The sequence below is a fragment of the Geobacter psychrophilus genome, assembly GCF_056821595.1.
The window spans coordinates 874,740-897,181 of record NZ_JBXDTU010000004.1; the positions used below are offsets into that span (position 1 = coordinate 874,740).

A 22,442-nucleotide genomic window follows, 5' to 3' on the forward strand; every position below is an offset into this window, starting at 1 on the left:
TCCCATAACGACACGACCATCAGCTGCGCCGTTCGGAACACGCCGGAAACGGTGACCACGTCATGACGGTGCTCCCGTGGCAACCCGGAACCACACCGCTGATGCTGGCGCCGATGCAGGGGCTGACCAACCGGGCCCTGCGCGCCTATTTCATTCAGCATGTCCGGCCCGACGTCATCTTTACCGAATTCATGCGCGTCAATACGGCACCGGCGGGAGCGGGACTCACCGCTGTCGACCTGCGGGATGTCGCCACTGAGCAGGGGGGTGTGCCGCTGGTGGTGCAGCTGGTGGGGCATGAGCGGGGTGCGCTGGTCCTGGCGGCCCGGGTCGCGCAGGAGGCCGGTGCCGCACATATCAACCTCAACATGGGGTGCCCCTATGGCCGGATGGGGGGCGGCCTGACCGGCGGGGGGATGCTCCGCTGCCCGGACAAACTGGCGGAGATCATCCCGGCCCTGCGGGAGGCCATCGCCGGATCCTTCTCCATCAAGATCCGGGCCGGGTACGACGATCCGGAGCAGATCCTGTCGCTGCTGCCGCTCTTCGAGTCAAGCGGGGTGGATTTCCTGGTGCTGCATCCCCGGACCGTGGTCCAGAAGTACAACGGGGTTGCCGACCATGAGGTGACCGCCCGGGTGGTGGGGGCTACCCGGCTGCCGGTGATCGCCAACGGGGATATCCGCAGCGCTGCCGTTGGCATACGGGTGCTGGGCGAGACCGGCGCTGCCGGGCTGATGCTGGGGCGGGGTGCGATTGCCGATCCGGCGCTGTTCCGGCGCCTGCGGGGAGTGGAGAGTTGCGAGCCCGACCGGGATGAGCGGCGAACAGAGGTTGGCCGCTATCTGCGGGAGATGCTGATCCGCTATGGCCAACTGTTCTGCGGCGATACGCAGGTGCTGAGCAAGGTCAAGGAGATCATCACCTACCTGGATGATCCGGAACTGGCAAAACCGCTCAAGGAACTGCGGCGGGCCAAAACCGTGCGGGCGTTCGAAGCAGCCCTGCACGGGCTGTGCTGAGCTGCGAATTCCAGGGGACACCAGCGGGACCTGAACATCACACCCGGCCAGAATCATACATGTCACGTATACCGCCTTTACCCCGGAAAACGCAGCACGGATCTTCATCTCGTCCTATGACAAACACCGCAGCACGTAATGAGTGCAACACGATGACATATCCTGCGGATCAGTGTACAATGTAGATAAGGAAATACTCATGTTGACCGCGAACAAACTGTTGTTGTGCAATGCGAAAGGGGGATACGAGAGACGGGGCCTTCTGTATGTTTACGAGAAAGATCACCAGACGGACATTTCTTCACATGGCAGTGGCGGGTGCAGCAACCCTGAGCAGAGGCCGGGCAGCCTACGCAAAATCCATTCTTACCGAAAGCGGGGCACTTTCGCTTTTCAACGCCCACACAAATGACCGGCTCAGCGTTACCTTCCGCAGAACGGATGGATCATATGACCTTAATGCCCTGCATGCCGTCAACTGGATCATGCGCTGCCACTACACCAACCAGATAACCATCATGGATATCAATGCCATTGAGTACCTCAACCTGGTCGACAAGAAGCTGGGGGGAGGACACGAGATTCACATCATCTCCGGTTTCCGCTCTCCGACCTATAACTCGCTGCTGCTGCAAAGCGGCCGACATGTTGCCAAAAACAGCCTCCACCGCGTCGGCAAGGCCATTGACATCGTCATCCCCGGCATCCCCCTCGACAAGGTCAGGCATACGGCCGTCGCCCTGCAGTTGGGAGGGGTCGGTTACTATCCGGGTGCCGGTTTTGTCCACATCGATTCGGGAAAGATCAGAACCTGGTGAAATAACATGACGCTCTTCCGCATGCTCCTGCTGTTCCTGATCCTCACGACCCTGTCCCCGGAAATGGCCGGGGGCGCATCGCGCAAGATTTCCAATCTGTGCAGCGTCGTCCATCCGCGCGATGCGGCCATTGCCTGGGATTGCCTCAGAATCCGGAAGGGGGACACGCCGGAGCTGCTCTTTGGCGAGCGCTGGCTGGACGTGCTCCGCTTCAACCGCATCGACCGCCGCCATCTGAGCGCCGGGGTATCCATCAAGGTTCCCCGGGACCTGGATGACATCGAAGAGTATTCCCCGCTGCCCGACACCTACCCCCCAGCCGACCGGGAAGAGAAATTCATCCTGGTGGACCTGTTCGATCAGTTCCTCGGTGCCTACGAGTATGGCGAGCGGGTCTTCTCCTTTCCGATCGCCTCGGGCAACCGCAAGAACCGCACCCCCAGCGGCGATTTCCGGATCAACGCCTTCAACCGCCGGCACCAGTCATCGCTCTACAAGATCGAAAAGACCACCACCCCCTACCCGATGCACTATGCACTGCGCTTTTTCACCAACAACCAGGGCGTCGATTTCTGGCTCCATGGCCGCGACCTGCCCGGCTTCCCCGCATCGCACGGCTGCATCGGCCTCTACGACGAGGAGATGCAGCAGAAATACTACCGCTTCGCCCGGCAGATCCAGCTCCAGGATGCCCGCACCCTCTACGAATGGGCTATCGGTGACAGTGAGGATAGCGGCAGGTTCTCCCGGCTGAAAAACGGCCCCCGGGTGCGGATCATCGGCGAGTCGCTCCTCTGAAGTACGTCAGCGGTGCCGCACCCTGGTATCATGCAAGTTGCCTTTCAATCTCCCTCGCCGCCACTGCCGATCCCCCGTAATTCAACTGTGCTGCTGTTCGCGAAAGGCAGCGGCACCTTTCTGGGACGCAGAAAGGCCCGGTCCAGCATGACTGCGGCATCGTGCCAGCGGTTGCGGGTATGCAGCAGCACCAGCAATACGCGCGTCCCCTCCCGCTCTGCCAGGACAATCAGGCAGCCCCCGGCATTCGGGGTAAATCCGGTCTTGCCCCCAACCGCTCCCGGGTAGCGGCCGAGCAGCTGGTTCCTGTTGCGGAGTGTGAAGCGCCGCTTGCCGTCGCTGGTCTTGATCTGCAGCCGGTCACGGGAGACCAGCTGCCGCAAGGTCTCGTTTGCGAGCGCCGCCTCGGCCAGGATGGCCAGGTCATGGGCGCTGGAATAGTGGCGCGGCTGGTCATGGCCGCAGGGGTTGCTGAAGCGGGTATCCTGCAGCCCCAGTTGTTCGGCCCGGGCGTTCATCAGGGTGGTAAAGCGCCCCCGGTCGCCCCCCACGTGATCGGCCAGGGCGCGGCAGGCATCGTTGGCCGAGTAGATCAGCGTGGCGGCCAGCAGGTTGCCGACCGTCATCCTGTCCCCCCGGCGCAGCCCGATGCGCGTGCCGCTCTCCGCGGCAGCGGCGCTGCTCACGGTCACCACCCGGTCCAGAGGCTCCCGTTCCAGCACCAGCAGCGCGGTCATGATCTTGGTCAGGCTGGCCGGTGCCAGCCGTTTCTCCGGGCGATGCGCCCAGACGGTTTCACCGTCGATCCTGAGGATGTAGGCTGAGGCCACCGCAGGGAAAGGATCGTCATGCGCGGCGACGGCGGGAGTGATCGCAGCCAGCAGGAAGAAAAGAACAAGTATCACGCGCCACATGATCTGCGCTCCTTTGAGACAGGTAACCTGAATAGTGTTACGACAGACAACCAGGTTGGTCATTTCAATTGTAGTACCAGTCAGTCAGGGGAAGCAAGCGGTCCGCCTTTTTGACCAATCGTTCACTCTCTGAAACAGCAAAGGCGGCCGATGTGGCCGCCTTTGACAGTAAAGACAGATTATCCGACATCACGTGCACGTTGCTCACCGTTTGTGACGTTTCTTGCCCGGCAGGTTTGGTGGTATGGCAGCGATGTGAAACTCGGGTTCATAGCCGACAATGAAGCTCTCGGTGACACTGTTGCGCATACTCAGGAAATGCGCGTTATCGGTGTCAAAGGGGCAGACCGGCTGGCTGCAGGGCTCAAAACCAAAGCGTTGATAATAACCCGGTGCGCCCAGGACAAACAGGGGCTGGCTTTTGATCTCAGCCTGCCGCAGGGCAAACTGGAGCAGTTCCGTGCCCACCCCCTGCTTCTGGAAATCGGGTGCCACGGCCATGGGCGCCAGGTGCAGACCGCAGATCTCCCTGCCATGGTAGGCAGGGGAAAAGGCGATATAGGCAATGGCCTTGTTGACATGAAGGCAGACCCATTCATGCATGACCCTGCCGTTCTCGTGGAGATTCTGCACCAGTTTGGCCTCAAAGTCACTGCCGGGAAAGGCGCGCTGCAGCAGCCCGTAAACCTTGGGGCGGTTCTCGATCGATAGTTTTTGTATTTTCATAACCCTTCCGGTGAATATTATTTTGTGTGAGATGCTGCTCTCGACAGCATACCCGTATGGATGATTTCTGCAACCATACAACACCGAGTGCCCACAATTTTCACTTTTTGCCGGTTGCCCTGCCCTGTTGTTTCAGCTACTATGCTGGAAATTTTTCCACGCATCCCAAGGAGCCCCCATGCCTGCCAGCGCCCGTCACATCCTCGTAGAGACAGAAACCCAATGCCTGCAGCTCAAGTGCGAGATTGAGGCCGGTGCCGATTTCGCCGAAGTGGCCAAGCACAAATCCACCTGTCCTTCGCGCCTGCAAGGGGGTGATCTCGGTGCCTTCCGTCCCGGGCAGATGGTGCAGGAATTCGATGACGTCGTCTTCTCCGGCGAACTGAACAAGGTCCTAGGCCCGGTCAAAACCCGGTTCGGCTATCACCTGATCGAGGTGACCAACCGATGGTAGCGCCAACAGAAGCTCCCCGGGAGATGACCGCACTCGACCAGGCACTGCTGACATTGCGCGAGGCCAGTGACGATGCCAGGCGCCAGTCAAAGTATTACGATATCTTTCTCAATACGACCTTTTGCGTCCCTACCCTTGATCAGCCGGAGACTGGCGGAGCAGCGGCCGTTGAGGAGGAGCAGGTTCTGCCGCTTGTCATCGAATCGGACGGGAATGATTACCTGATGCTGTTCGACACCGAAGAGCGCTTGAAGAGCTGGGCAGCAGACGATGCCACATGGGTGGGGGTTCCGGGATACATACTCGCCGCCACGACCATGCCGCCGCTCCGCTGGGCGCTGAATGTCGGCACACCGTACTCGAAACAGTTTCTGCCCGATGAGATCGCCTGGCTGCGCGAGGTTGTGGAGCGCTGCAACGAGGCTGCAGCAGTGCAGGAGGAATCGAAAGCATAAGTGTCATTAAGAAATTGCCGGCATGGTTCCTGGCAGGCATGGTGACACGGCATTCGATAGAAAGATACTGGTGAAATAGCAAAAGGCGGCCGATCGGCCGCCTTTTGGATTACGCATGCTGTCCCCGGAAATTGCAGCCTGCCCCCCTTTTATTCGTGACACCGGAGGAGCGCCCGTCCCCGCTTCACCCCAGACAGAAAGTCAGGCCTGATCAGGGAGATGGTTCGATTCATCCGTCACAGGGGTGTCATAACATATCCGGTCCCGCCCTTCATTCTTTGCCTGATAGAGAGCACGATCAGCTCTTATAATAACCGCTTCGTGACTTTCATCAGGTACATCTAATTTTGCAACCCCCAGACTTATCGTTATGTCTATGTTCATGTCACCATAACGGATTGGAGTCGAGCGTGCGATACTCCACAACCTTTCTGACACTGCTGTAATGAATTCATCATCAGATTGGCAGATGACGACCAGGAACTCTTCACCTCCGTAACGTCCCACGATGTCATATGGCCTGGTCACCTGCTTGAGGCGGTTCGCCAATTCCCGAATCACTTCATCTCCTGCAGCGTGGCCATAGGTATCGTTGACATGCTTGAAGTGATCAATGTCAATCATTACACATGCCAAAGATGACATAGGTGTTCCGCTTACCTTCATCCGTTTACATCTTGATATTTCTTCTTCGCACCGGAACAGAAGCTGGCGGCGGTTATATATACCGGTCAGGAAGTCTGTACACGCTTGGCTTTCCAGTATCTTCTGGGCGCCCTTCAGTTGTTGTGCCGTCTTCCTCAGCAGCACATGCGACACCAGAAACCCTGTTGAAAGAATGAATACCATAATCCCGCCTGAGACCACTACAAACGGGATAATTTCGCGGTAATACCGGGTAATGTCCTGATATAGTTCGAAGCATCCGACTACACGTCCCGTGTTGTCTCGTACCGGGACATACGTCTCGACCACATCAACAGCAAAACGCTCCTGACCATTGAAATCGGATATTTTATCCTTTTTTACAGCCAGAGAATCATTGTTCCCAGCCAATGCGTTGGCAAGTCGAAGGTTGTTTTTGTCAAACTGACCAACCATTCGATTATCAGAACTGTAAATCAATTGTGTCTTATTATCGAACAGCTTCACCTTTAACACATTGAAATGCTCAATATCATCACGCATATTTGACTGGAATTGAGTAAGCGTCTCAGGCGTCACATTAAGTTCAATCGTATGCACCGAATTATGTTGCAACAATCTGTCAATTGCGTGATGCGTTAGAGAGTTAGCCAAAGAGACGGCACTGTCCTCGGCATTTTCAATTACAAATGAAAAAGAGACCCGATAAATTCCGTAACAACTGAACAACAGAACTACGATAATTGAGACGATACTGACAAAAACATACTTTCGAATGAAAATATCGGGGTTAATAGTTGTCATAGTAACAGTATTGTTTTTCTGTTCCATACCGTCCCCCGGTTCTTACAAAATGAAGGGAGTGGAGCCAAATGCTGTCAGATGGATATTGCGCCAGTTCCAACAGATAGGCATCGAAATCAATAAAGACCGGATGCCCGGCATGGCTTCACGGGATAAAGTTTTACTCTTTGCTGGAATAATGTATGCAGGGTTTGCGTGACATACGGGAAGGGTAGCAGTGAACAGATGAAAGTCAAGAAGGACCCCGGAGCTGCAAATCCCGGCTGTATTTAGAATTAGACAACTGCCCTGCATTTCCCCTGACCATCAAGCTTTTGAATGCAATACAGCGGCAACCTCCCGCCAGCCGCCTCAAAATCAGGTCAGGTACGGTGACCCGGCCATCTCCACCTGGGTCAGGAACAGCCGGGTATCAAATTCCAGCTGGTGATAGGCCGGTTCCATATATCAGGTCTTTGAAAAACTCGTTGTATTTACGGTGATTTTGGCACCAATTTATGCTAAGATTTCGCGCATATCTTGCTGATATTTCAGGAGAATAAGTATGCGCGGTTTCGATCTACCATCTGATGCATTGTTCGTTTATCTCTCACCGGAGTCCTTTGTCCCCAAGGATCATCCACTTCGTCCTATCCGACAGATGGTAGATGCTGCACTTGAGAATCTTTCACCGGTGTTCTGCCAGATGTATTCCCATACCGGTCGGCCTTCGATTCCGCCGGAGCGGTTGCTTAAAGCCATGCTGCTTCAGGTTTTGTACTCAATTCCCAGCAACGTCAAACTTGTTGAGCAGATCCACTTCAGTCTTCTGTTCCGCTGGTTCCTCGGGATGGGGCTCGATGAGCCGGTCTGGGATAATTCCAGCTTCACTACGAACCAGGATCGTCTTATTCAGACCGATATTGCCGCCAAGTTCCTTGCGGAAGTGCTTGAGCAGGCCAGGCGCGGCAAGCTGCTATCCAAGGATCATTTCAGTGTTGATGGCACCCTGATCCAGTCATGGGCTTCTCTCAAAAGTTTCAAGCCAAAGAACGACGAGCATGAGCCCCCAAGCGGCAAGAACCCGACTCGTGATTACCAGGGTGAGAAACTGACCAACGATACTCACGCATCCAGCACAGACCCGGAAGCAAGGCTCTACCGCAAAGGTGTCAACCATGAACCCAGGTTGTCGTTTGCCGCCCATCTTTTGACTGAGAACCAGAATGGGCTGGTCATGACGAGTGCTGTTACCATCGCTGATGGCTTTGCCGAGCGTGAAACCGCCAAGGCCATGGTTGCCAAGGTAGCTCCACGAAAGCGACGAATCAGCATAGCGGCCGACAGGAACTACGACACTCGTGGATTCGTCGCAGCCATGCGAGAGTTGAACGTAACGCCTCATGTTACGCAAAACACCACTAAGAAGGGACGTCGTTCATCAATTGATGGCCGCACCACCCGCCACATCAGCTATGCAGCGAGCCAGAAGTTTCGCAAACGCATTGAGGAGGTCTTCGGCTGGCTGAAGACTGTTGGCCTGTTCCGCAAGACTCGCTATCGAGGTATCAAGAAGATCGATTGGCACTTTACCCTGGCAGTAACGGCTTACAACCTGGTCCGAATGCGAAACTTGGGGATCTGTGCCACATAAAGCGGGAGGAAACCGCCCAAAAGGCGAAATCCGGGCCGATTAAGTGGCCAAAATGGCTTCAAAGAGCAATAACATAGTTGAATAAATGAAAAAATGAAGCTGATTCTCTCCGAGAAAACTCAAGTTCAGGATATATCACTTGAATCGGTGAGTTTTTCAAAGACCTGATATGTGCACAGTTGGTAGAAAGCCTTGTTGTGCTCCTTCTCCTTCAGGTGCGCCAGTTCATGCACGACAATCATTTTCAGAAATTCTCCGGGGCCGTCCCGAAAGACCGATGCTATGCGGATTTCGTGTTTTGCCTTCAGTTTGCCCCCCTGTACACGGGATACAAAGGTGTGGGTCCCCAGGGCGTTGTGGATCACATGGATCTTCCCGTCGTAGACAACCCTGCTGAGCGGCTGAGCGGTGCGCATGTACTCGTTCTTGATATCGACGGTATAATCGTAGAGCGCCTTATCTGTTCTGACATCGTGCGCTTTGGGGTATCGCCGCACAATGACGCTGCCCAACCGGTTTTCTGCAACCAGTTCCGCCACCTGGGCCGTAATCTGCGGTGAATAGCCGGCTAAATATTTCAATGAATGCATCTGTGTCCGTTCCCTTCCATGCGTTTCCGCATCATACCGAATGTTACCCCACAGGTCAAATGCATGAACGGGAATGTTCGCAAGGAAAGTACGAGGAGTATTCCCTGGCCTTTGCCATGTCGCAGATGTTTTCACCGAAGCAGAAGGAGTTGTTTAAAATAAGGTTGAAAGGGTTGCCCCTAACAAAGACGGAGCAGGAATATTATTCCCGTTCGATAAAGAGAAAAGTAGTCGCGTTGGCAAACGTGGTCAGCATTGGTCTTGAGTGGAAGTTATTGGAGAAATGAGTGTTGTAGTTTGGTGGTAAACAGGAAAAGCGACCGATTGGCCGCCTTTCGAATTATGTATGCTGTCCCCGGAACTCCGTCCCATCGGTGGAGTTCGGAAGGTTATGGGAAATCTCCGTTTCCCCCTTGATAAAATTTATCATGAATGTCCCCGGAATTCATCGGGGCAACTCAAGACGAGAATTGCCACAGCGCTTGAAATGAACTGATAGCAGAAGCAGCAAAGGCGGCCAATTGGCCGCCTTTGCTAGTGAAGAAATGAGTCAGTCACGCATTTCGCTTATTAGATGAAAATATGGGGAGTGGCCCTAATTTCACCCTATTACCCCTTATATCCTGAATCCTAATTTAATCACTTTTTCATTTCTTGATTTATCAAGCATCAATCTTAAAGTCATTATATACCTAGAATCAGTAAACTCATATCGCGTACCGTTTGTACATTTCTTTATTATAGAATTATCTTTAGCACATAAATCTGATAATATTTTACTCACCCCCAATTTAATTCCATTACAAGTGTTCGGAAACTCCTTCTTAACGATGTCACCAATATGTTTCGGTGTGAAATAATGAATCTGCACTTTACCTAATGCATATAATACTTGGTTTCTTCTCCCAATTTCTGTATCACGCTCATTCATAAGTGAATCTATTTTTGCATATGATTCTCTCAACCCTTGGGTTAACCATGCACTATCTGCTAATTTCAATACACCACTTTTAGGGTCCCATTTACTGTCCATTAACTTATATGCAAGGCATTCGCAATATTCATGTAGTCTTTGAGGATTTCCTAAAGTTACATTGTATATATGTGTTTTCCATTCAGTAAGCATTGAATTTTGGATTTTAATATCTAACAAATTAACGAAACTTGTTTCGACAAATGCATTAACTTGAGATTCTAAAAAATTAGATACTTCATTAATTTCTTGTATCCTATTTGCGACTGTTGGTAAGTTTTTAACTTTAGAAAAATATTCTAGCACACCGGAGGGCACACCTACTAACAGAAGTTTTACGTTGTATTTCGCATATCTAGCATCGTCACATAATATTATTATATTTGCCAATTCATCCATTAATTTTTCATTATTTATTATAGTTTCCAAATTATCTAAAACCAGTACTGCAACTGAAGCACCAGCTTCTTTCCTTAAATAATGAAAGGATGACAACAATGGATCTTCAGTTAAAATATTATATTTACGTTTGCTTTTCCCACCACCTTTAGCAAACAATGCCGATACTTCAGCTCCAATTTCCTCTTCCAAACTTTCTAGTTCCCTGCTTCCCTTTGGCAAAACAGAATTAACAATTTCTTCTGTAATTGAATCATACCGTGCAGCATTTGCACAATTTGCTACGCGGGAAAACATCTTGTTTTCCATTATTACTCTTTTATATAGCCATGATTTACCTGCACCACTATTCCCATAAATCAAGGTATGCAATGAACCATCTAAAGAACGTTTTAACTCTTTTTCTAGATTAGTTCTTGGAATATAAATTTTTGAATTAACATTAGCACTTCTTGGTGTAAATACTTCATTTATGTTTGGTCTGGTTCTGAACATGCTCCCCCCAAGATTAACTTGATAAAAAAAAATTGTAGCGTCTATTCTTTCTAAACAACTATAACGAAACTCACCATACAGCTTTTAGTTAAACCTGTTATGTCACCCGCCGCAGAATCGCTTTGAATCCAGCTTGGTACCTTTCCACAAGGCTTTTGAAACATTAAGACCATAACCGTACAACTACTTTAAAGGCCAGATGTATTTTTGAGATAGTTAACTTAATTCAAATATCGAGTATTGTATACGGGTAAAACATCCAAAACGCAAGAAGGGCGCCGCAATTGGCGCCCTTTTCAGTCAACCTACTTCAAATTCTTCTTTATCTTCTCCACCGCCTCAATCACATTCTCACGATGACCGAAGGCCGACAATCTGAAGTACCCTTCCCCGCTCGGCCCGAAACCGATACCGGAGGTGCCGAGAATCGAAAGGTGACCGGCTACGTTATAAAAGTTCGCCTGCCCCCTTTTCCTGACCGTAGTTACTGACGCGGGAACTTTGATGCGACTGATCATAAGTGGCTGTAGATGAGTCCAACTCTACAACATCGCCGCAATTGCCGTTGCCAACGGCGTTGTGGCCCGGCCGATGAGTGTACTGAGCTGACGGCGGTCATCAAACAACGCGCCTTTGGAAGCTCCCGTGTCTGAATTGGCGAGTAATTTTGCGATAACTTCCGGCAGCCCCGCCTTGACAAGAACGCCTTTGTACTCGGCCTCGGGCAGGTTCACATACCCTATATTCTGGCCGGATTGGCGTGAGATCTCCGCAGCCAGCTCCGTCAGTGAGTAGCTGGTGTCGCCAGCCAGTTCATACACGCGGCCCGCCTGGTTGTCCGAGGTCAACACCGCAGCCGCTGCTTCTGCATAATCGGCACGCGCAGCCGACGAGATGCGGCCATCGCCGGCACAGCCATACACGCCACCATTAGCCAGTGCGGCTGGCACCCCGGCAGTATAATTCTCGGTGTACCAGCCATTGCGCAACAGCACAAAAGGAACTCCGGAAGCACTGAGTAATGCTTCGGTTTCTCTATGCTCGGCGGCAAGTCCGAGTGGCGATGTCACGGCATGCAGTACGCTGGTGTACGCCAGCAGTTTCACGCCGCAGCGTTGAGCCGCGTCGATGACGCTGCGATGCTGGTTCACCCGCTGCCCGATCTCGCTGGAAGAAATCAGCAGCAGCTTGTCAGCTCCTTTGAGCGCTTCATCCCACGAAGCAGGCTGGCTGTAGTCTGCGTAACGCACCTGTATACCAGACTCTGCAAGGTCTTTAGCTTTCTCCACATTGCGCACGGCTGCAACGATTTCTACGGCGGGTACTTTTTTCAGCAGCGCTGCGATGACCAAACGACCCAATTGTCCTGTAGCTCCGGTAACGACGATCATGATAAATTCCTTTCAAACCTGATTGACATCTTGTGTAAAATAACCATATCAACTACAATTACAAAAAGTAAGTACGCACTAAAAGGTAAGTATGAAAAAAAATATCGAACCAGTGAAATTATCGGAGCAATTCCAGCGTGGGCTGGTGTTTGCAGTGGAATGCCCATCACGTGAGATACTCAATCATGTCACCAGCCGTTGGGGAGTGCTCGTATTGGTGGCCCTGATGGCAGGGACACACCGTTTCTGCGATTTACGCCGCAAGATAGGCGGAGTCAGCGAGAAGATGCTTGCCCAGACGCTGCAATGCCTGGAAAAAGACGGCTTCATCAACCGCGTGTCGCTGCCGGTTGTGCCGCCGCATGTGGAATACACCCTGACGCCGCTGGGCGAGGAGATCGGCCATAAAGTCGAATCGCTGGCCGACTGGATCGAAGAGAACTTGCTGAGGATCATGAAGGTGCGACAGGAAGTACAGCGGTGAAGAGTGATAAGGTATGAATGCTAATACGGTGATTACCGAACAATTGTGACAACCAGCTTAATCTGGCGCGGGAATTACGGGGACAGTTTACTTAATTCACCCCCACGGATTACAAACCCGCACCCCACATCTCTCAATATCCCTGACATTCCGCGTAACCACAACCAACCCATGCGCCGCAGCTATGGCGGCAATCAGCGAATCCATTACCGGCAGTTTCTCGCCCGCCCGCTCTGCCTCTCCCTGGAGTCTTCCCCAACAGAGCGCCGTTTCCAGATCTAATTCAAGAATCCGGCCGGTAAAACGTTCAACCAGATCAAGCGCCACCCACGACTGCAGCTCTTCCTTTTTTGTGCCATCCGGGAGCTTGCTGATCCCCTTCTGCAACTCGCCCAGATTCAGGACACACAGAAACAGTTTCTGCTCATCCTGCTCGTCCAGCCAAGCCACTACTGCCGGATTTGGCTCCCTCTTTACCAATTCGGAAATCAGACAGGTATCGAGCAGATACTTCACAACTCCACCTCACGGGATAGATCGGTGCTGCGGCTGAGGTCGAGTTCAACCTCACGCAAAGGAGATTGCTTGAAGAACTGCGATAATCCGGTACGCGGCAGGGTCAGTTTGCGGTATTCATCAAAAGACACCACCACCGCAGCAGGCTTGCCCCGCAATGTGATTGTCTGGGGACCATCATGCAAAGCCGAATCAACCACCTGACTCAAACGGTTCTTTGCTTCCTGAAGTTGCCATTCCCGATCATGAGCTGACCGAACAATTTTATTGGTCTTCATACAAGCCTCCTTTGTCTAGCTAGACAGTCTAGCTACCAAAGAATATCACAGCACTGATGTAAATCAAATACAAATTATAGCACCAAAACAAAGGGCGCCTCGCTGGGCGCCCTCGTCATTACTTCAAGTTTTTCTTGATCCGTTCGACAGTCTCAATCACATTCTCGCGATGGCCGAAGGCCAACAACCGGAAGTACCCTTCCACGCTCGGACCGCAACCGGAACCGGGTGTGCCGACCGCCTTGCATTCATTGATGGATTTGTCGAAGAAAGAAAAGATCACGTTAGCGCCCGCCGCAACAGTCTTAACAAACACCCAAAAAGTCAACTAACCATTCCCCACACGCCGCCTTACAACCGAACTTCAAAGCGACCCAAGCAGAAAAACCTGTGTCACGCAAAGACGCTACGACGCAACGAAAGGCTTATAAACGGATCTTATTCTTTGGTTTTACGTCGCGTCGTCGCTTAATAGCGCCTACTTTTGGTGCGTGAGAAATGATTTTCAGCAGTTTTGCTCACGCAATGATAATTCCGTGGAGAATCGAAAGGTGACCGGCTACGTTATAAAAATTCGCCTGTCCCCTTTTGCTGACCGTAGTTACTGACGCGGGAAATTTTTCAGTTGGCAGCATCCACACATTCAGACAACTTTAATCGCTCTTATGTGCATTTTTTAGATAGGTGAGCAATTCAGCGACAACGGCCCGGTCGTCATCACGTCTCCACGCAGCGGTAAAACGTATTGGCTCCAGATTTTCCCTGATCGGTATAAAGACCGTGCCAGGATGGGGCAGGCTGATCACGTCGGCTGGCATCAGGCAGACGCCGGTGCCGGCGCCAATCAACGTCAGCACCTCCACCAGGCTGTCGGCCTGATATTTCAGGGCGGGCTTAAAGCCTGCCACCCGGCAGGCATTGATAATCGTCTGGTTCCTCCCCGGAAAACTCTCTTCGCTGTACCCGATGAAATCATCCTTCTCCAACTCCTTCAGGTTCACCCGCTTCCGTTTCGCCAGCCGATGGCCGGCCGGCAGCACCGCCTTCAATCCAATTTCGAACAGGATGCCGGTCTCGAATTCATCAAGGATCGAGGCGCAGGGGTTGCCGATCAGGGCGATGTCGATCTGGCCCTTGTTCAGCGCCTTGGCCTGGTCGGCCGGAGAGAGTTCGTGGATCTTGACCATGAGCTCGGGGTGCGCATCCCGAATGGACTTCAGGGCGGCGCTGAAGAATGACCCCAGCGAAGAGGTGATGAAGCCGATGGTAATTGTCGGGGGCTGCGCCGGCTGGTTGCGGAGCACCCGGGTCGCTTCGTTGCTCAGATCGAGGATCTGGTGGGCATAGCTCAGAAAGGTCTCACCCGACGGCGTCAGGGCGATCCCGAAGCGCTCCCGCTGGAAGAGCGGAGTACCCAGCTCGTTCTCCAGGTCGCGGATCAGGCGGCTCATGGCCGGCTGGGAGACATTCAGTCGGCGCGAAGCCTTGCTGATGTTAAGTTCCTCGGCCGCGGCCAGGAAGTATCGGTAATGGCGCAGTTCCATGTCTTCACGCTATAACAAAATAACATACCTGACAACGAAAAAGAGTATGAGGTATTTCCTGGCGAAGAAGTTTATGGTTGAAACATAGAAGACAATAATTGTCCTTTGGAGGTTTGCAATGAAAACAGAACTTTTGAACCCGCAGAACAGCGCTCTCATATTGATCGACTTCCAGCCGCAGATGACCTTTGGGGTTGCCAATATCGACCGTCAGACACTGTTCAATAATGTGATGCTGCTGGCCAAGGCAGCAAAAATTTTCAATGTCCCCACAGTTCTGACAACCGTAGAAACCAAAAGCTTCTCCGGCAATTTCTGGCCACAGGTCCTGGATATATTTCCGGACCAGGAGCCGGTTGAACGGAGCTCCATGAACTCCTGGGAGGATGCCAAGCTGGTTGAGGCGGTCGTTGCCACTGGCCGCAAGAAACTGATCATGGCGGCACTCTGGACCGAGGTCTGCCTGACCTTCCCGGCCCTTGAGGCGATCAAGGCCGGCTACGAGGTCTATGCCGTGGAGGATGCCTCCGGCGGCACCAGTGTCGCGGCCCACAATGCCGCCATGCGGCGGATCGAGCAGGCCGGTGCGGTGCCGGTCACCGCACTGCAGGTGCTGCTTGAGTACCAGCGCGACTGGGCCCACAAGGATACCTACAACGATGTCATGGCTGTGGTTAAAGAGCTCTGCGGTGCTTACGGTCAAGGTGTCGAATATGCCTACACCATGGTGCATGGAGCTCCTGCCAGCCGCGCCGGAGCAGCAGGGCACTGACCATGAAAGTAACCAGGATCGAAAGCGGCCAGGTGACGGTGGTGGTCACCTGGCATGTCCGGCCAGGACACGAGCAGGAATTCGATGCCTGGTTCCGGGAGGTTTCCGCGGCAGCGCTCAAGTTTCCCGGACATCTCGGTCTCAACGTGGTTCATCCCGGTGACAACGGGTCGGAGTACATGATCGTCTTCAGGTTCGACACCGACGAACATCTGACGGCCTGGATGGAATCGGACGTTCGGCGGGATTTCCTGGCAAAGGCCGAGCAGTTCCGGGAAGAGCAGCCGACCTACCACGTGGAACGGGGATTGGAGTACTGGTTCGAAACGGATGGCTCACAGGCTCCCCCGCGCTGGAAGATGGCAATCATCACGGTTCTGGGTGTCTGGCCGGTCAGTATCCTCGTGTCTAACGCGTTGGCGCCCCTGATTGGCCGCCTGCCGCCGATTTTGCAGGCGCTTGTCGTGTCGATCGGCATCGTCTGTCTGCTGACCTGGTTAGTCATGCCCTTGCTGGTGAAGCTGTTCAGCCCGTTGCTGAAACAGCGCACCGTTGGGAGGTAATTCAAATGAAAACAGCAGAACTTATTTTACATAACGGAAGAATCGCGACACTCGACCCGCTGCTTCCGGAGGTATCCGCAGTTGCCATCGGTGAAGGCCGAATCCTGGAGACGGGCGAAGAGCGTGACGTCATGAAACTGGCCGGCACGACGACACCGATGATCGACCTGAAGGGGCACACCGTGATCCCCGGGCTGAACGATTCCCATATCCATGTCATCCGCGGCGGGCTCAACTACAACATGGAGCTGCGCTGGGACGACGTGCCGTCACTGGCCATCGCCCTGCGGATGCTCAAGGAGCAGGCGCTGCGCACACCGGCCCCCCAATGGGTGCGGGTGGTGGGTGGTTGGACCGAATTCCAGTTCGCGGAAAAACGCATGCCGTCTCTGGACGAGATCAATGCCGCTTCACCGGATACCCCGGTTTTTGTGCTGCATCTCTACGACCGGGCTTTGGTCAACCGGGCCGGCCTGCATGCCATGGGATATACGCGGGAGACGCCCGACCCTCCCGGCAGCCTGATACAGCGCGACCGGCACGGCAACCCCACCGGGCTGCTGATCGCCAAGCCCAACGCCCTGATCCTCTACTCCAGCCTGGCCAAGGGGCCGAAGCTCAGCTTCGACGATCAGGTCAATTCGACCCGCCACTTCATGCGGGAGCTGAACCGGCTGGGGATCACCAGCGCTATCGATGCCGGCGGCGGTTTTCAGAACTATCCGGACGACTACCGGGTGGTCGAACACCTGGTTGAGCAGAATCAGCTGACCCTGCGCATTGCCTACAATCTCTTTACCCAGCGGCTGAAGGAGGAATACGACGACTTTGCCGGCTGGGCCAAGATCGTCTCCCCCGGACAGGGGAATGAACTTTACAAGATGAACGGTGCCGGTGAGATGCTGGTCTTTTCGGCTGCCGATTTCGAGGACTTTCTGGAACCCCGGCCCGACCTGCAGCCGGTGCTGGAGGCCGAGTTGAAGAAGGTGATCGGGCTGCTGGTCGCCAACCGCTGGCCGTTTAGGCTGCACGCCACCTACGACGAGTCGATCAGCCGCTTCCTGAACGTGTTCGAGGAGGTTGACCTGGAGATCCCTTTCAGCGGGCTACGCTGGTTCTTCGACCATGCCGAGACCATCTCGGAGCAGAGCTTGGAGCGGGTTCGCGCCCTGGGGGGCGGCATCGCCATCCAGGACCGCATGGCCTTCCAGGGGGAATACTTCGTGAGCCGGTACGGCGCCGCAGCAGCTCAGCGGACACCGCCGATCACCCGCATGCTGAACCTGGGGATCCCGGTCGGTGCCGGTACCGACGCAACGCGGGTCTCGAGCTACAACCCCTGGGTGTCGCTCTACTGGCTGGTGAGTGGCAGGACCGTGGGCGGACTGGCGCTCTACGATGAGAAGAACCGCCTCAGCCGCACCAAGGCGTTGCGGCTCTACACCGAGGGGAGCGCCTGGTTCTCCGGGGACGACGGCAGCAAGGGGCGGATTGCCACCGGGCAGTTGGCTGACCTGGCGGTGCTCTCGGCCGATTACTTCACGGTGCCGGAAGAGGAAATCAAGGGGATCGAATCGTTGCTGACGGTCATGGACGGGCGGATCGTGCATGGCAGCGGCGGGTTTGCCGGCCTGGCGCCGCCTCTGCCGCCGGTGTCGCCCAAATGGGCACCGACCGGAGCCTATGGCGGCGCCTACCGCCATGCCCATGCTGTCGCAGGTGGAGTGACAAGCCAAAGCAGTTCATGCGGCAATCCCCTGCATCAGCATACCCATACGGTCGTTGGGGAGCATGGCAACTGGGGGATCGGCTGCACCTGCTTTGCGTTTTAATGATAGTCCAGGCCGAACTCGAACTCGTGCACTCGAACTTTTTTTGAAGATCCGCCCTACGGTTTTATCGATCAGTTGAGGCGGTACTCACTACTAACACGGAGTGCCTAGAGAACCATGTGCTATTCAGACGTTGCTGCCACATGGTTCGTGGTTACATCGGCAATCAAGCGGTCGCTCTTGCCGTAGACGATCGTCCGTACGACATTGACCCGTTTCCCCTTCTTTACGAAGGTAGCGACCGCCCTTAATGTTCCGTCCTTCTGGTTGCTGATAAAGTTCGCATTCAGGGTTATACAAAGGGGGAAACCCGCCATGCCTTCTGAGGGGAGTGTTGATGGTCCCAGTACCAAAATGGTGGCGGTGATATCCGCAAACCACAGGATTGCACCCGCATTGACCGAGCCATAGGGATTCAATATGCCGGGCAGTACCGGCATTTCTGCAACAACCCGCTCCGACGTTTGCTCTACGACATCAAATTCTATCTTTCCTTCAATTCGTATGTGGCCCATTTCTTTCCTCCGATAATTCAATTATCAGAATACGCCATAGCCAGCATTTCTATGGGATGGTAAATCGTGTACGGCAGGGTGTGGCCAAACTGCAACCGGCAACTCAAGCAGTCAGTGACAATCGCATCAGGGTTCCGGCTCCGGATCTTCTCCATCAGGGGACGTCCGATGGCAAGGGATTTTTCGTGGAAATCAGCCTTGAAGCCAAAATTACCGCCCATGCCGCAACAGTCCATGCCGCTCCCCACCGGTTCAATGGCCAGTCCGGGAATCAACCTCAACAGATCCAGGTACGGGGTGCCGATCTTCTGCTCCCGCTGATGGCAGGGGGCATAGTAGACCACGTGCTTGGGCAGGGCACTGAAACTTGTATCAAGCTGTCCCGCATCATGCAGGCGCGACAGATATTCTCCGACATCAGAAAGATGCTCGACCAGGTTGATGCGGTTTAGAGGATCGAGGGACGCAAAATAGCCGTCATCACGATAGATGTTTTTGGGATCGTAACTTTTAAGCGCCTTGAGTTTGTTTATACCCTGCACAGTTGGCGCACGTGCAGACGCAGCCACTTTGGCTTCCTCGATTTTCTTATAGGCTTCGGAATAATGGGCTCTCTCTTTTAACAGCACCTTCATATAGTAGCCGCAGGTGGGACAGGACGTGATGAGTTCGTCACCGGCCTGAACCGCGGCCAGCAGCTCATCCAGGTTGGCTTGAGCGAGCTCCAGGGTGCTGTCTCGGTCACCTTCTGCCAGATGCGGCATGCCGCAGCACTGCTGCGGTGGGACATGGACCACCACTCTGTTGCGCTCCAGCACCTCGACAACCGAGCGGCCTACCTGGGGAAAGAGATAGCCCGCCGTGCATCCAGCAAAATAGGTGACGTTTCGACTCCCCTCCTTGCGCACGGTGAGCCCTTTGTGCTCGGCCCAATGAAAGAAATTCTCTGCCGGAATGACGGGGAGCTTGCGCTCGGGATGAAGCTTGAGCGCTTTTCGCAGCAGGGGGGCAGTGACCGTGCTCGACTGAATTACCCTGGACAGCCGGGGAAACCTGCCGGCCAGCTTTGCCATTCGCGGGACATCAGCGAGAAGCCTGGTCGCCAGGGTGCGCCCCTCGGTGTCGACGAAAAGGCTCTTGGCCTCCATCACCTGGATGGGAATTCTGGGACAGGGACACATTCCGCACAGGGTACAGAGTTCTGCCAGGTTGCGAAGTTGTGCGTCGGTGATGGGAACCTTGTGTTCTTTCTCCTGGTCCCAGAGGCGATAGAGCTCAGGGAAAAATGCGCAATCCCCCTCCATCAGGGTGCGGCAGACGTCGCAGCCGGCGCACAATTTCATGACGCCGCGCAGGATCTCTTGTGGGTTGTTTTTCTCTTTAGAATCAGGATGTGCCATCCCGTCACCTTCCTCTTGGCAGCTTATCTTTGGGGCAAATTGCTCAACCTTTTCCATTATCCTATTAAAAAGCAGTTAACCGCAGATGGACACAGCCAAAAGTAGGCGCTTCTAAGCGATAAACACAGATAAATCAAAAGCATACAGAAAAATAAGGTTAAACCAAAAGGGTTAAGGGATGTACTCAAGATTTGTTTGGTCTATCTGCGTTTATCCTATTTATCTGCAGTAGTGTCCGGTTAGGTTATTGCAGTGGCCTTAAAAGTCCCCCCGCCCCTTGCGGGAGGGGGTTAGGGGGTGGGGGAAATTGCCACGAAGTTACTCCGTTGCAGCTTCACCCACCCCTCAATCCCTTTAGGCCGCAAAGGGTCCTCCCGTCACCAGAAGTAGGTGCCTCTAGGCAAGGGAGGGGAGGCTTAATGCAAATACCAAACCGGCAACACTGATTTATCTGCGGTTAAATGCCCTTTTAAGAATTATATTTACATCATCTGTCTTTAGGTGATGCAAGAATTCGCTGATTATCCAAGAAAAACATCCATCTCGTGCTTCCCGTAGCGGGCGTCCGCTGAAGGCATTTCCGGTTGGTCAACTTCGAAGCGGTCAGACTGAAGTGGAAGCCGGCTCGTAGCCAATGAGCGCCTTCGTCTCGAGAAACGCTTCAAAACCGGCTTCACCCCATTCGCGACCATTCCCGGACCGCTTGTAGCCGCCGAAGGGCGCCGTAAGATCGATGTCGAGCGCGCTCGCGTTCAAGGTAACCTGACCGGCACGGATGCGTCCCCCTACCTCCCGTACCCTTTCCATATCCCCCCCCTGAACAAAGGCCGAAAGACCGTAGCTGGTGTCGTTGGCGATCCTGATCGCATCCTCCACGTCGGCATACCCCAGTATCGCCAGGACCGGGCCAAAGATTTCCTCACGGGCGATGGTCATATCGTTGGTAACATCGGCAAAGACCGTAGGTTTCACGTAGTAGCCCTGTTCAAGTCCTGTCGGCTTGCCGGTTCCACCGGTTACCAGCGTTGCCCCCTCCTCTATCCCCTTTCCGATCAGTTCCTGGACCCTGGTCCACTGCCGCTGGTTGACCACCGGTCCCATGAATGCGTTGTCGGCGGGTTTCCCGGGGTTGAAATTCGCCACAACCTGCCTGACGATGCCTGTTACCTCCGCCATGCGCGATCCGGGCACCAGCATGCGGGTTGGGGCCAGACAGGTCTGGCCCGAGTTGAACATCACCCCCTGCACCCCTGCGGTGACGGCTTTTTCAAAATCAGCGTCATCCAGGATGATATTGGGGCTCTTCCCTCCCAGTTCCTGGTGGACTCGTTTTACCGTCGGTGCGGCCTTAGCCGCTACATCAATCCCGGCGCGCGTCGAGCCGGTAAAGGAAATCATGTCGATGTCGGGATGGGAGGAGAGCGCAGCGCCAACCGTCTCGCCATCGCCATTCACCATATTGAAGACGCCGGGAGGAACCTCGGCCTTATCCAGAATCTCCGCAAGTATTTGAGCCGAAAACGGTGAATATTCCGACGGTTTCAGGACCATGGTGCACCCGGTGGCAATGGCCGGCGCAACTTTTGCCATCATCAGTATGACCGGAAAGTTCCAGGGAGAGATGAGACCGCAGACCCCGATCGGCTCGTGACGGATCATGGTGCTTCCCCGCATTTCGTCGAACGTGTAGTTCTTCAGCACTTCAATGGCAATGGAGAGCTGGCCCATTGGCGCAGCCGCCTGAACCTTTTCCGCCGCCCACAGAGGCGCACCCATCTCTTCGGAAATTGCCGCGCACATGTCGTTGAAGCGTGTCTGGTACACCTCGATGATCCGCCCCAGAAGCGCCAACCGCTCCTCCCGCGTGGTGCGCGACCAGCTTGGGAACGCCCGTCGCGCCGCAGCCACGGCCCGGTTCACATCCGCCAATTCGCCCATGGCAATCCGTCCGGCAACCGCTTCGGTGGCCGGGTTGATCACGTCCCACGTGCGGCTCCCCGTCGGCTCCTCCCACTTTCCGTTCAGATAGAATTTCAGATACTCTCGCATGCCTGTTTTCATAACTGTTCCTCCCTTTCCCGTGAATTAATTTCGCACTGACTTTTCAACTTATGTTATTGAGTTTGCCTACTTGTCTTCAACCTTTTTCAGCTGATTCATGGCCTCCTGCAGTTTATTCTCCAGCTTTTTCACTTCATCCGGTGAGCCATTGCCACTCTTCCGGATTTCACTCTTGATCTCCGTGATCCTCTTCTCAAGAATTTTAGCCTCATCGAAGCAATTACCGGCTGTCCACGCACAGGCTAATCGTTCCTGGTGCGACATGGCAAAAACCGGACCCGCTGCAGACATCAGTAACGCCGACAGTACTGCCAATGCTGTTGTTTTCATGACGTTCTCCTTTTATGGTGTTTGATTGTT

General features: G+C 54.1%; 23 protein-coding genes and 2 pseudogenes. 10 read left to right on the forward strand and 15 right to left on the reverse strand.

What is annotated here, in order from left to right; genetic code table 11:
- The first annotated feature begins 62 nt into the window (after positions 1-62).
- From ACOCF6_RS06315 to ACOCF6_RS06325, 3 genes are all read left to right on the forward strand, one after another.
- Positions 63-1,022, forward strand: coding sequence for a tRNA dihydrouridine synthase (locus tag ACOCF6_RS06315; RefSeq protein WP_482459544.1), 960 nt, complete (start codon positions 63-65; stop codon positions 1,020-1,022).
- A 266-nt stretch (positions 1,023-1,288) separates the two neighbouring features.
- On the forward strand, positions 1,289-1,840 hold the full coding sequence (locus ACOCF6_RS06320; protein ID WP_482459545.1) for a YcbK family protein: 552 nt from the start codon (positions 1,289-1,291) through the stop codon (positions 1,838-1,840).
- 6 nt (positions 1,841-1,846) lie between these two features.
- On the forward strand, positions 1,847-2,638 hold the full coding sequence (locus ACOCF6_RS06325; RefSeq protein ID WP_482459546.1) for a L,D-transpeptidase: 792 nt from the start codon (positions 1,847-1,849) through the stop codon (positions 2,636-2,638).
- A 44-nt stretch (positions 2,639-2,682) separates the two neighbouring features.
- Here ACOCF6_RS06325 and ACOCF6_RS06330 read toward each other — a convergent pair whose 3' ends face one another.
- Positions 2,683-3,552: a D-alanyl-D-alanine carboxypeptidase family protein gene (locus ACOCF6_RS06330; protein ID WP_482459547.1), complete on the reverse strand. Its 870-nt coding sequence runs from the start codon at positions 3,550-3,552 to the stop codon at positions 2,683-2,685.
- A 204-nt stretch (positions 3,553-3,756) separates the two neighbouring features.
- On the reverse strand, positions 3,757-4,278 hold the full coding sequence (locus ACOCF6_RS06335; protein ID WP_482459548.1) for a GNAT family N-acetyltransferase: 522 nt from the start codon (positions 4,276-4,278) through the stop codon (positions 3,757-3,759).
- A 178-nt stretch (positions 4,279-4,456) separates the two neighbouring features.
- Between ACOCF6_RS06335 and ACOCF6_RS06340 the strand changes: the two genes are divergently transcribed.
- Both ACOCF6_RS06340 and ACOCF6_RS06345 read left to right on the forward strand, forming a co-directional pair.
- Entirely contained in the window at positions 4,457-4,732 is a 276-nt protein-coding gene (locus ACOCF6_RS06340) for a peptidylprolyl isomerase (protein ID WP_482459549.1), read from the forward strand.
- Positions 4,726-5,187, forward strand: a complete 462-nt coding sequence (locus tag ACOCF6_RS06345; protein ID WP_482459550.1) for an SseB family protein — start codon at positions 4,726-4,728, stop codon at positions 5,185-5,187. The genes ACOCF6_RS06340 and ACOCF6_RS06345 overlap by 7 nt, the downstream gene beginning before the upstream one ends.
- Positions 5,188-5,388: 201 nt before the next feature.
- Here ACOCF6_RS06345 and ACOCF6_RS06350 read toward each other — a convergent pair whose 3' ends face one another.
- Positions 5,389-6,663, reverse strand: a complete 1,275-nt coding sequence (locus ACOCF6_RS06350; protein WP_482459551.1) for a GGDEF domain-containing protein — start codon at positions 6,661-6,663, stop codon at positions 5,389-5,391.
- Between the two features lie 517 nt (positions 6,664-7,180).
- Here ACOCF6_RS06350 and ACOCF6_RS06355 point away from each other — a divergent pair.
- Positions 7,181-8,269 carry an IS5 family transposase gene (locus ACOCF6_RS06355; RefSeq protein WP_482459040.1) on the forward strand — a complete coding sequence of 363 codons (1,089 nt, stop codon included), beginning with the start codon at positions 7,181-7,183 and terminating at the stop codon, positions 8,267-8,269.
- 125 nt (positions 8,270-8,394) lie between these two features.
- Here ACOCF6_RS06355 and ACOCF6_RS06360 read toward each other — a convergent pair whose 3' ends face one another.
- The 4 genes and pseudogenes from ACOCF6_RS06360 to ACOCF6_RS06375 form a co-directional block, all read right to left on the reverse strand.
- The gene (locus ACOCF6_RS06360) at positions 8,395-8,859 is read right to left on the reverse strand and encodes a YgjP-like metallopeptidase domain-containing protein (RefSeq protein ID WP_482459552.1); all 465 of its coding nucleotides are present in this window, start codon (positions 8,857-8,859) and stop codon (positions 8,395-8,397) included.
- Between the two features lie 616 nt (positions 8,860-9,475).
- The gene (locus tag ACOCF6_RS06365) at positions 9,476-10,726 is read right to left on the reverse strand and encodes an AAA family ATPase (protein ID WP_482459553.1); all 1,251 of its coding nucleotides are present in this window, start codon (positions 10,724-10,726) and stop codon (positions 9,476-9,478) included.
- Between the two features lie 305 nt (positions 10,727-11,031).
- Positions 11,032-11,157 (reverse strand): annotated as a pseudogene (locus tag ACOCF6_RS06370) (LL-diaminopimelate aminotransferase); the annotation flags it as partial.
- Positions 11,158-11,268: 111 nt separating this feature from the next.
- The gene (locus tag ACOCF6_RS06375) at positions 11,269-12,117 is read right to left on the reverse strand and encodes an SDR family oxidoreductase (protein WP_482459554.1); all 849 of its coding nucleotides are present in this window, start codon (positions 12,115-12,117) and stop codon (positions 11,269-11,271) included.
- 154 nt (positions 12,118-12,271) lie between these two features.
- On the opposite strand from ACOCF6_RS06375, the gene ACOCF6_RS06380 reads away from it, so the two are divergent.
- A complete protein-coding gene (locus ACOCF6_RS06380) occupies positions 12,272-12,601 on the forward strand; it encodes a winged helix-turn-helix transcriptional regulator (protein WP_482459555.1) in 330 nt (109 codons plus the stop codon).
- A gap of 96 nt (positions 12,602-12,697) precedes the next feature.
- Here ACOCF6_RS06380 and ACOCF6_RS06385 read toward each other — a convergent pair whose 3' ends face one another.
- The 4 genes and pseudogenes from ACOCF6_RS06385 to ACOCF6_RS06400 all read right to left on the reverse strand — a co-directional run bounded on the left by ACOCF6_RS06385 (position 12,698) and on the right by ACOCF6_RS06400 (position 14,939).
- Positions 12,698-13,117, reverse strand: a complete 420-nt coding sequence (locus ACOCF6_RS06385; protein WP_482459556.1) for a PIN domain-containing protein — start codon at positions 13,115-13,117, stop codon at positions 12,698-12,700.
- A complete protein-coding gene (locus tag ACOCF6_RS06390) occupies positions 13,114-13,395 on the reverse strand; it encodes a type II toxin-antitoxin system Phd/YefM family antitoxin (protein ID WP_482459557.1) in 282 nt (93 codons plus the stop codon). Before ACOCF6_RS06390 ends, ACOCF6_RS06385 begins: the two co-directional genes overlap by 4 nt.
- 118 nt (positions 13,396-13,513) lie before the next feature.
- Positions 13,514-13,669, reverse strand: a pseudogene (locus ACOCF6_RS06395) (LL-diaminopimelate aminotransferase); the annotation flags it as partial.
- A gap of 379 nt (positions 13,670-14,048) precedes the next feature.
- The gene (locus ACOCF6_RS06400; RefSeq protein ID WP_482459558.1) at positions 14,049-14,939 is read right to left on the reverse strand and encodes a LysR substrate-binding domain-containing protein; all 891 of its coding nucleotides are present in this window, start codon (positions 14,937-14,939) and stop codon (positions 14,049-14,051) included.
- 118 nt (positions 14,940-15,057) lie between these two features.
- Here ACOCF6_RS06400 and ACOCF6_RS06405 point away from each other — a divergent pair, with 118 nt between their 5' ends.
- From ACOCF6_RS06405 to ACOCF6_RS06415, 3 genes are read left to right on the forward strand one after another with little or no spacing between them, the layout of a single operon-like run.
- A complete protein-coding gene (locus tag ACOCF6_RS06405; protein ID WP_482459559.1) occupies positions 15,058-15,711 on the forward strand; it encodes a hydrolase in 654 nt (217 codons plus the stop codon).
- Positions 15,712-15,713: 2 nt separating this feature from the next.
- Positions 15,714-16,274 carry an antibiotic biosynthesis monooxygenase gene (locus tag ACOCF6_RS06410; protein WP_482459560.1) on the forward strand — a complete coding sequence of 187 codons (561 nt, stop codon included), beginning with the start codon at positions 15,714-15,716 and terminating at the stop codon, positions 16,272-16,274.
- Positions 16,275-16,279: 5 nt separating this feature from the next.
- Complete coding sequence (locus tag ACOCF6_RS06415; RefSeq protein WP_482459561.1) at positions 16,280-18,106, forward strand: amidohydrolase; 1,827 nt, start codon at positions 16,280-16,282, stop codon at positions 18,104-18,106.
- 122 nt (positions 18,107-18,228) lie between these two features.
- Here ACOCF6_RS06415 and ACOCF6_RS06420 read toward each other — a convergent pair whose 3' ends face one another.
- The 4 genes from ACOCF6_RS06420 to ACOCF6_RS06435 form a co-directional block, all read right to left on the reverse strand.
- Positions 18,229-18,621, reverse strand: coding sequence for a PaaI family thioesterase (locus tag ACOCF6_RS06420; protein ID WP_482459562.1), 393 nt, complete (start codon positions 18,619-18,621; stop codon positions 18,229-18,231).
- A 17-nt stretch (positions 18,622-18,638) separates the two neighbouring features.
- A complete protein-coding gene (locus ACOCF6_RS06425) occupies positions 18,639-20,021 on the reverse strand; it encodes a heterodisulfide reductase-related iron-sulfur binding cluster (RefSeq protein WP_482459563.1) in 1,383 nt (460 codons plus the stop codon).
- 603 nt (positions 20,022-20,624) lie between these two features.
- Entirely contained in the window at positions 20,625-22,082 is a 1,458-nt protein-coding gene (locus tag ACOCF6_RS06430; RefSeq protein ID WP_482459564.1) for an aldehyde dehydrogenase family protein, read from the reverse strand.
- Positions 22,083-22,148: 66 nt separating this feature from the next.
- Entirely contained in the window at positions 22,149-22,412 is a 264-nt protein-coding gene (locus tag ACOCF6_RS06435) for a hypothetical protein (protein ID WP_482459565.1), read from the reverse strand.
- Between the last annotated feature and the right edge of the window lie 30 nt (positions 22,413-22,442).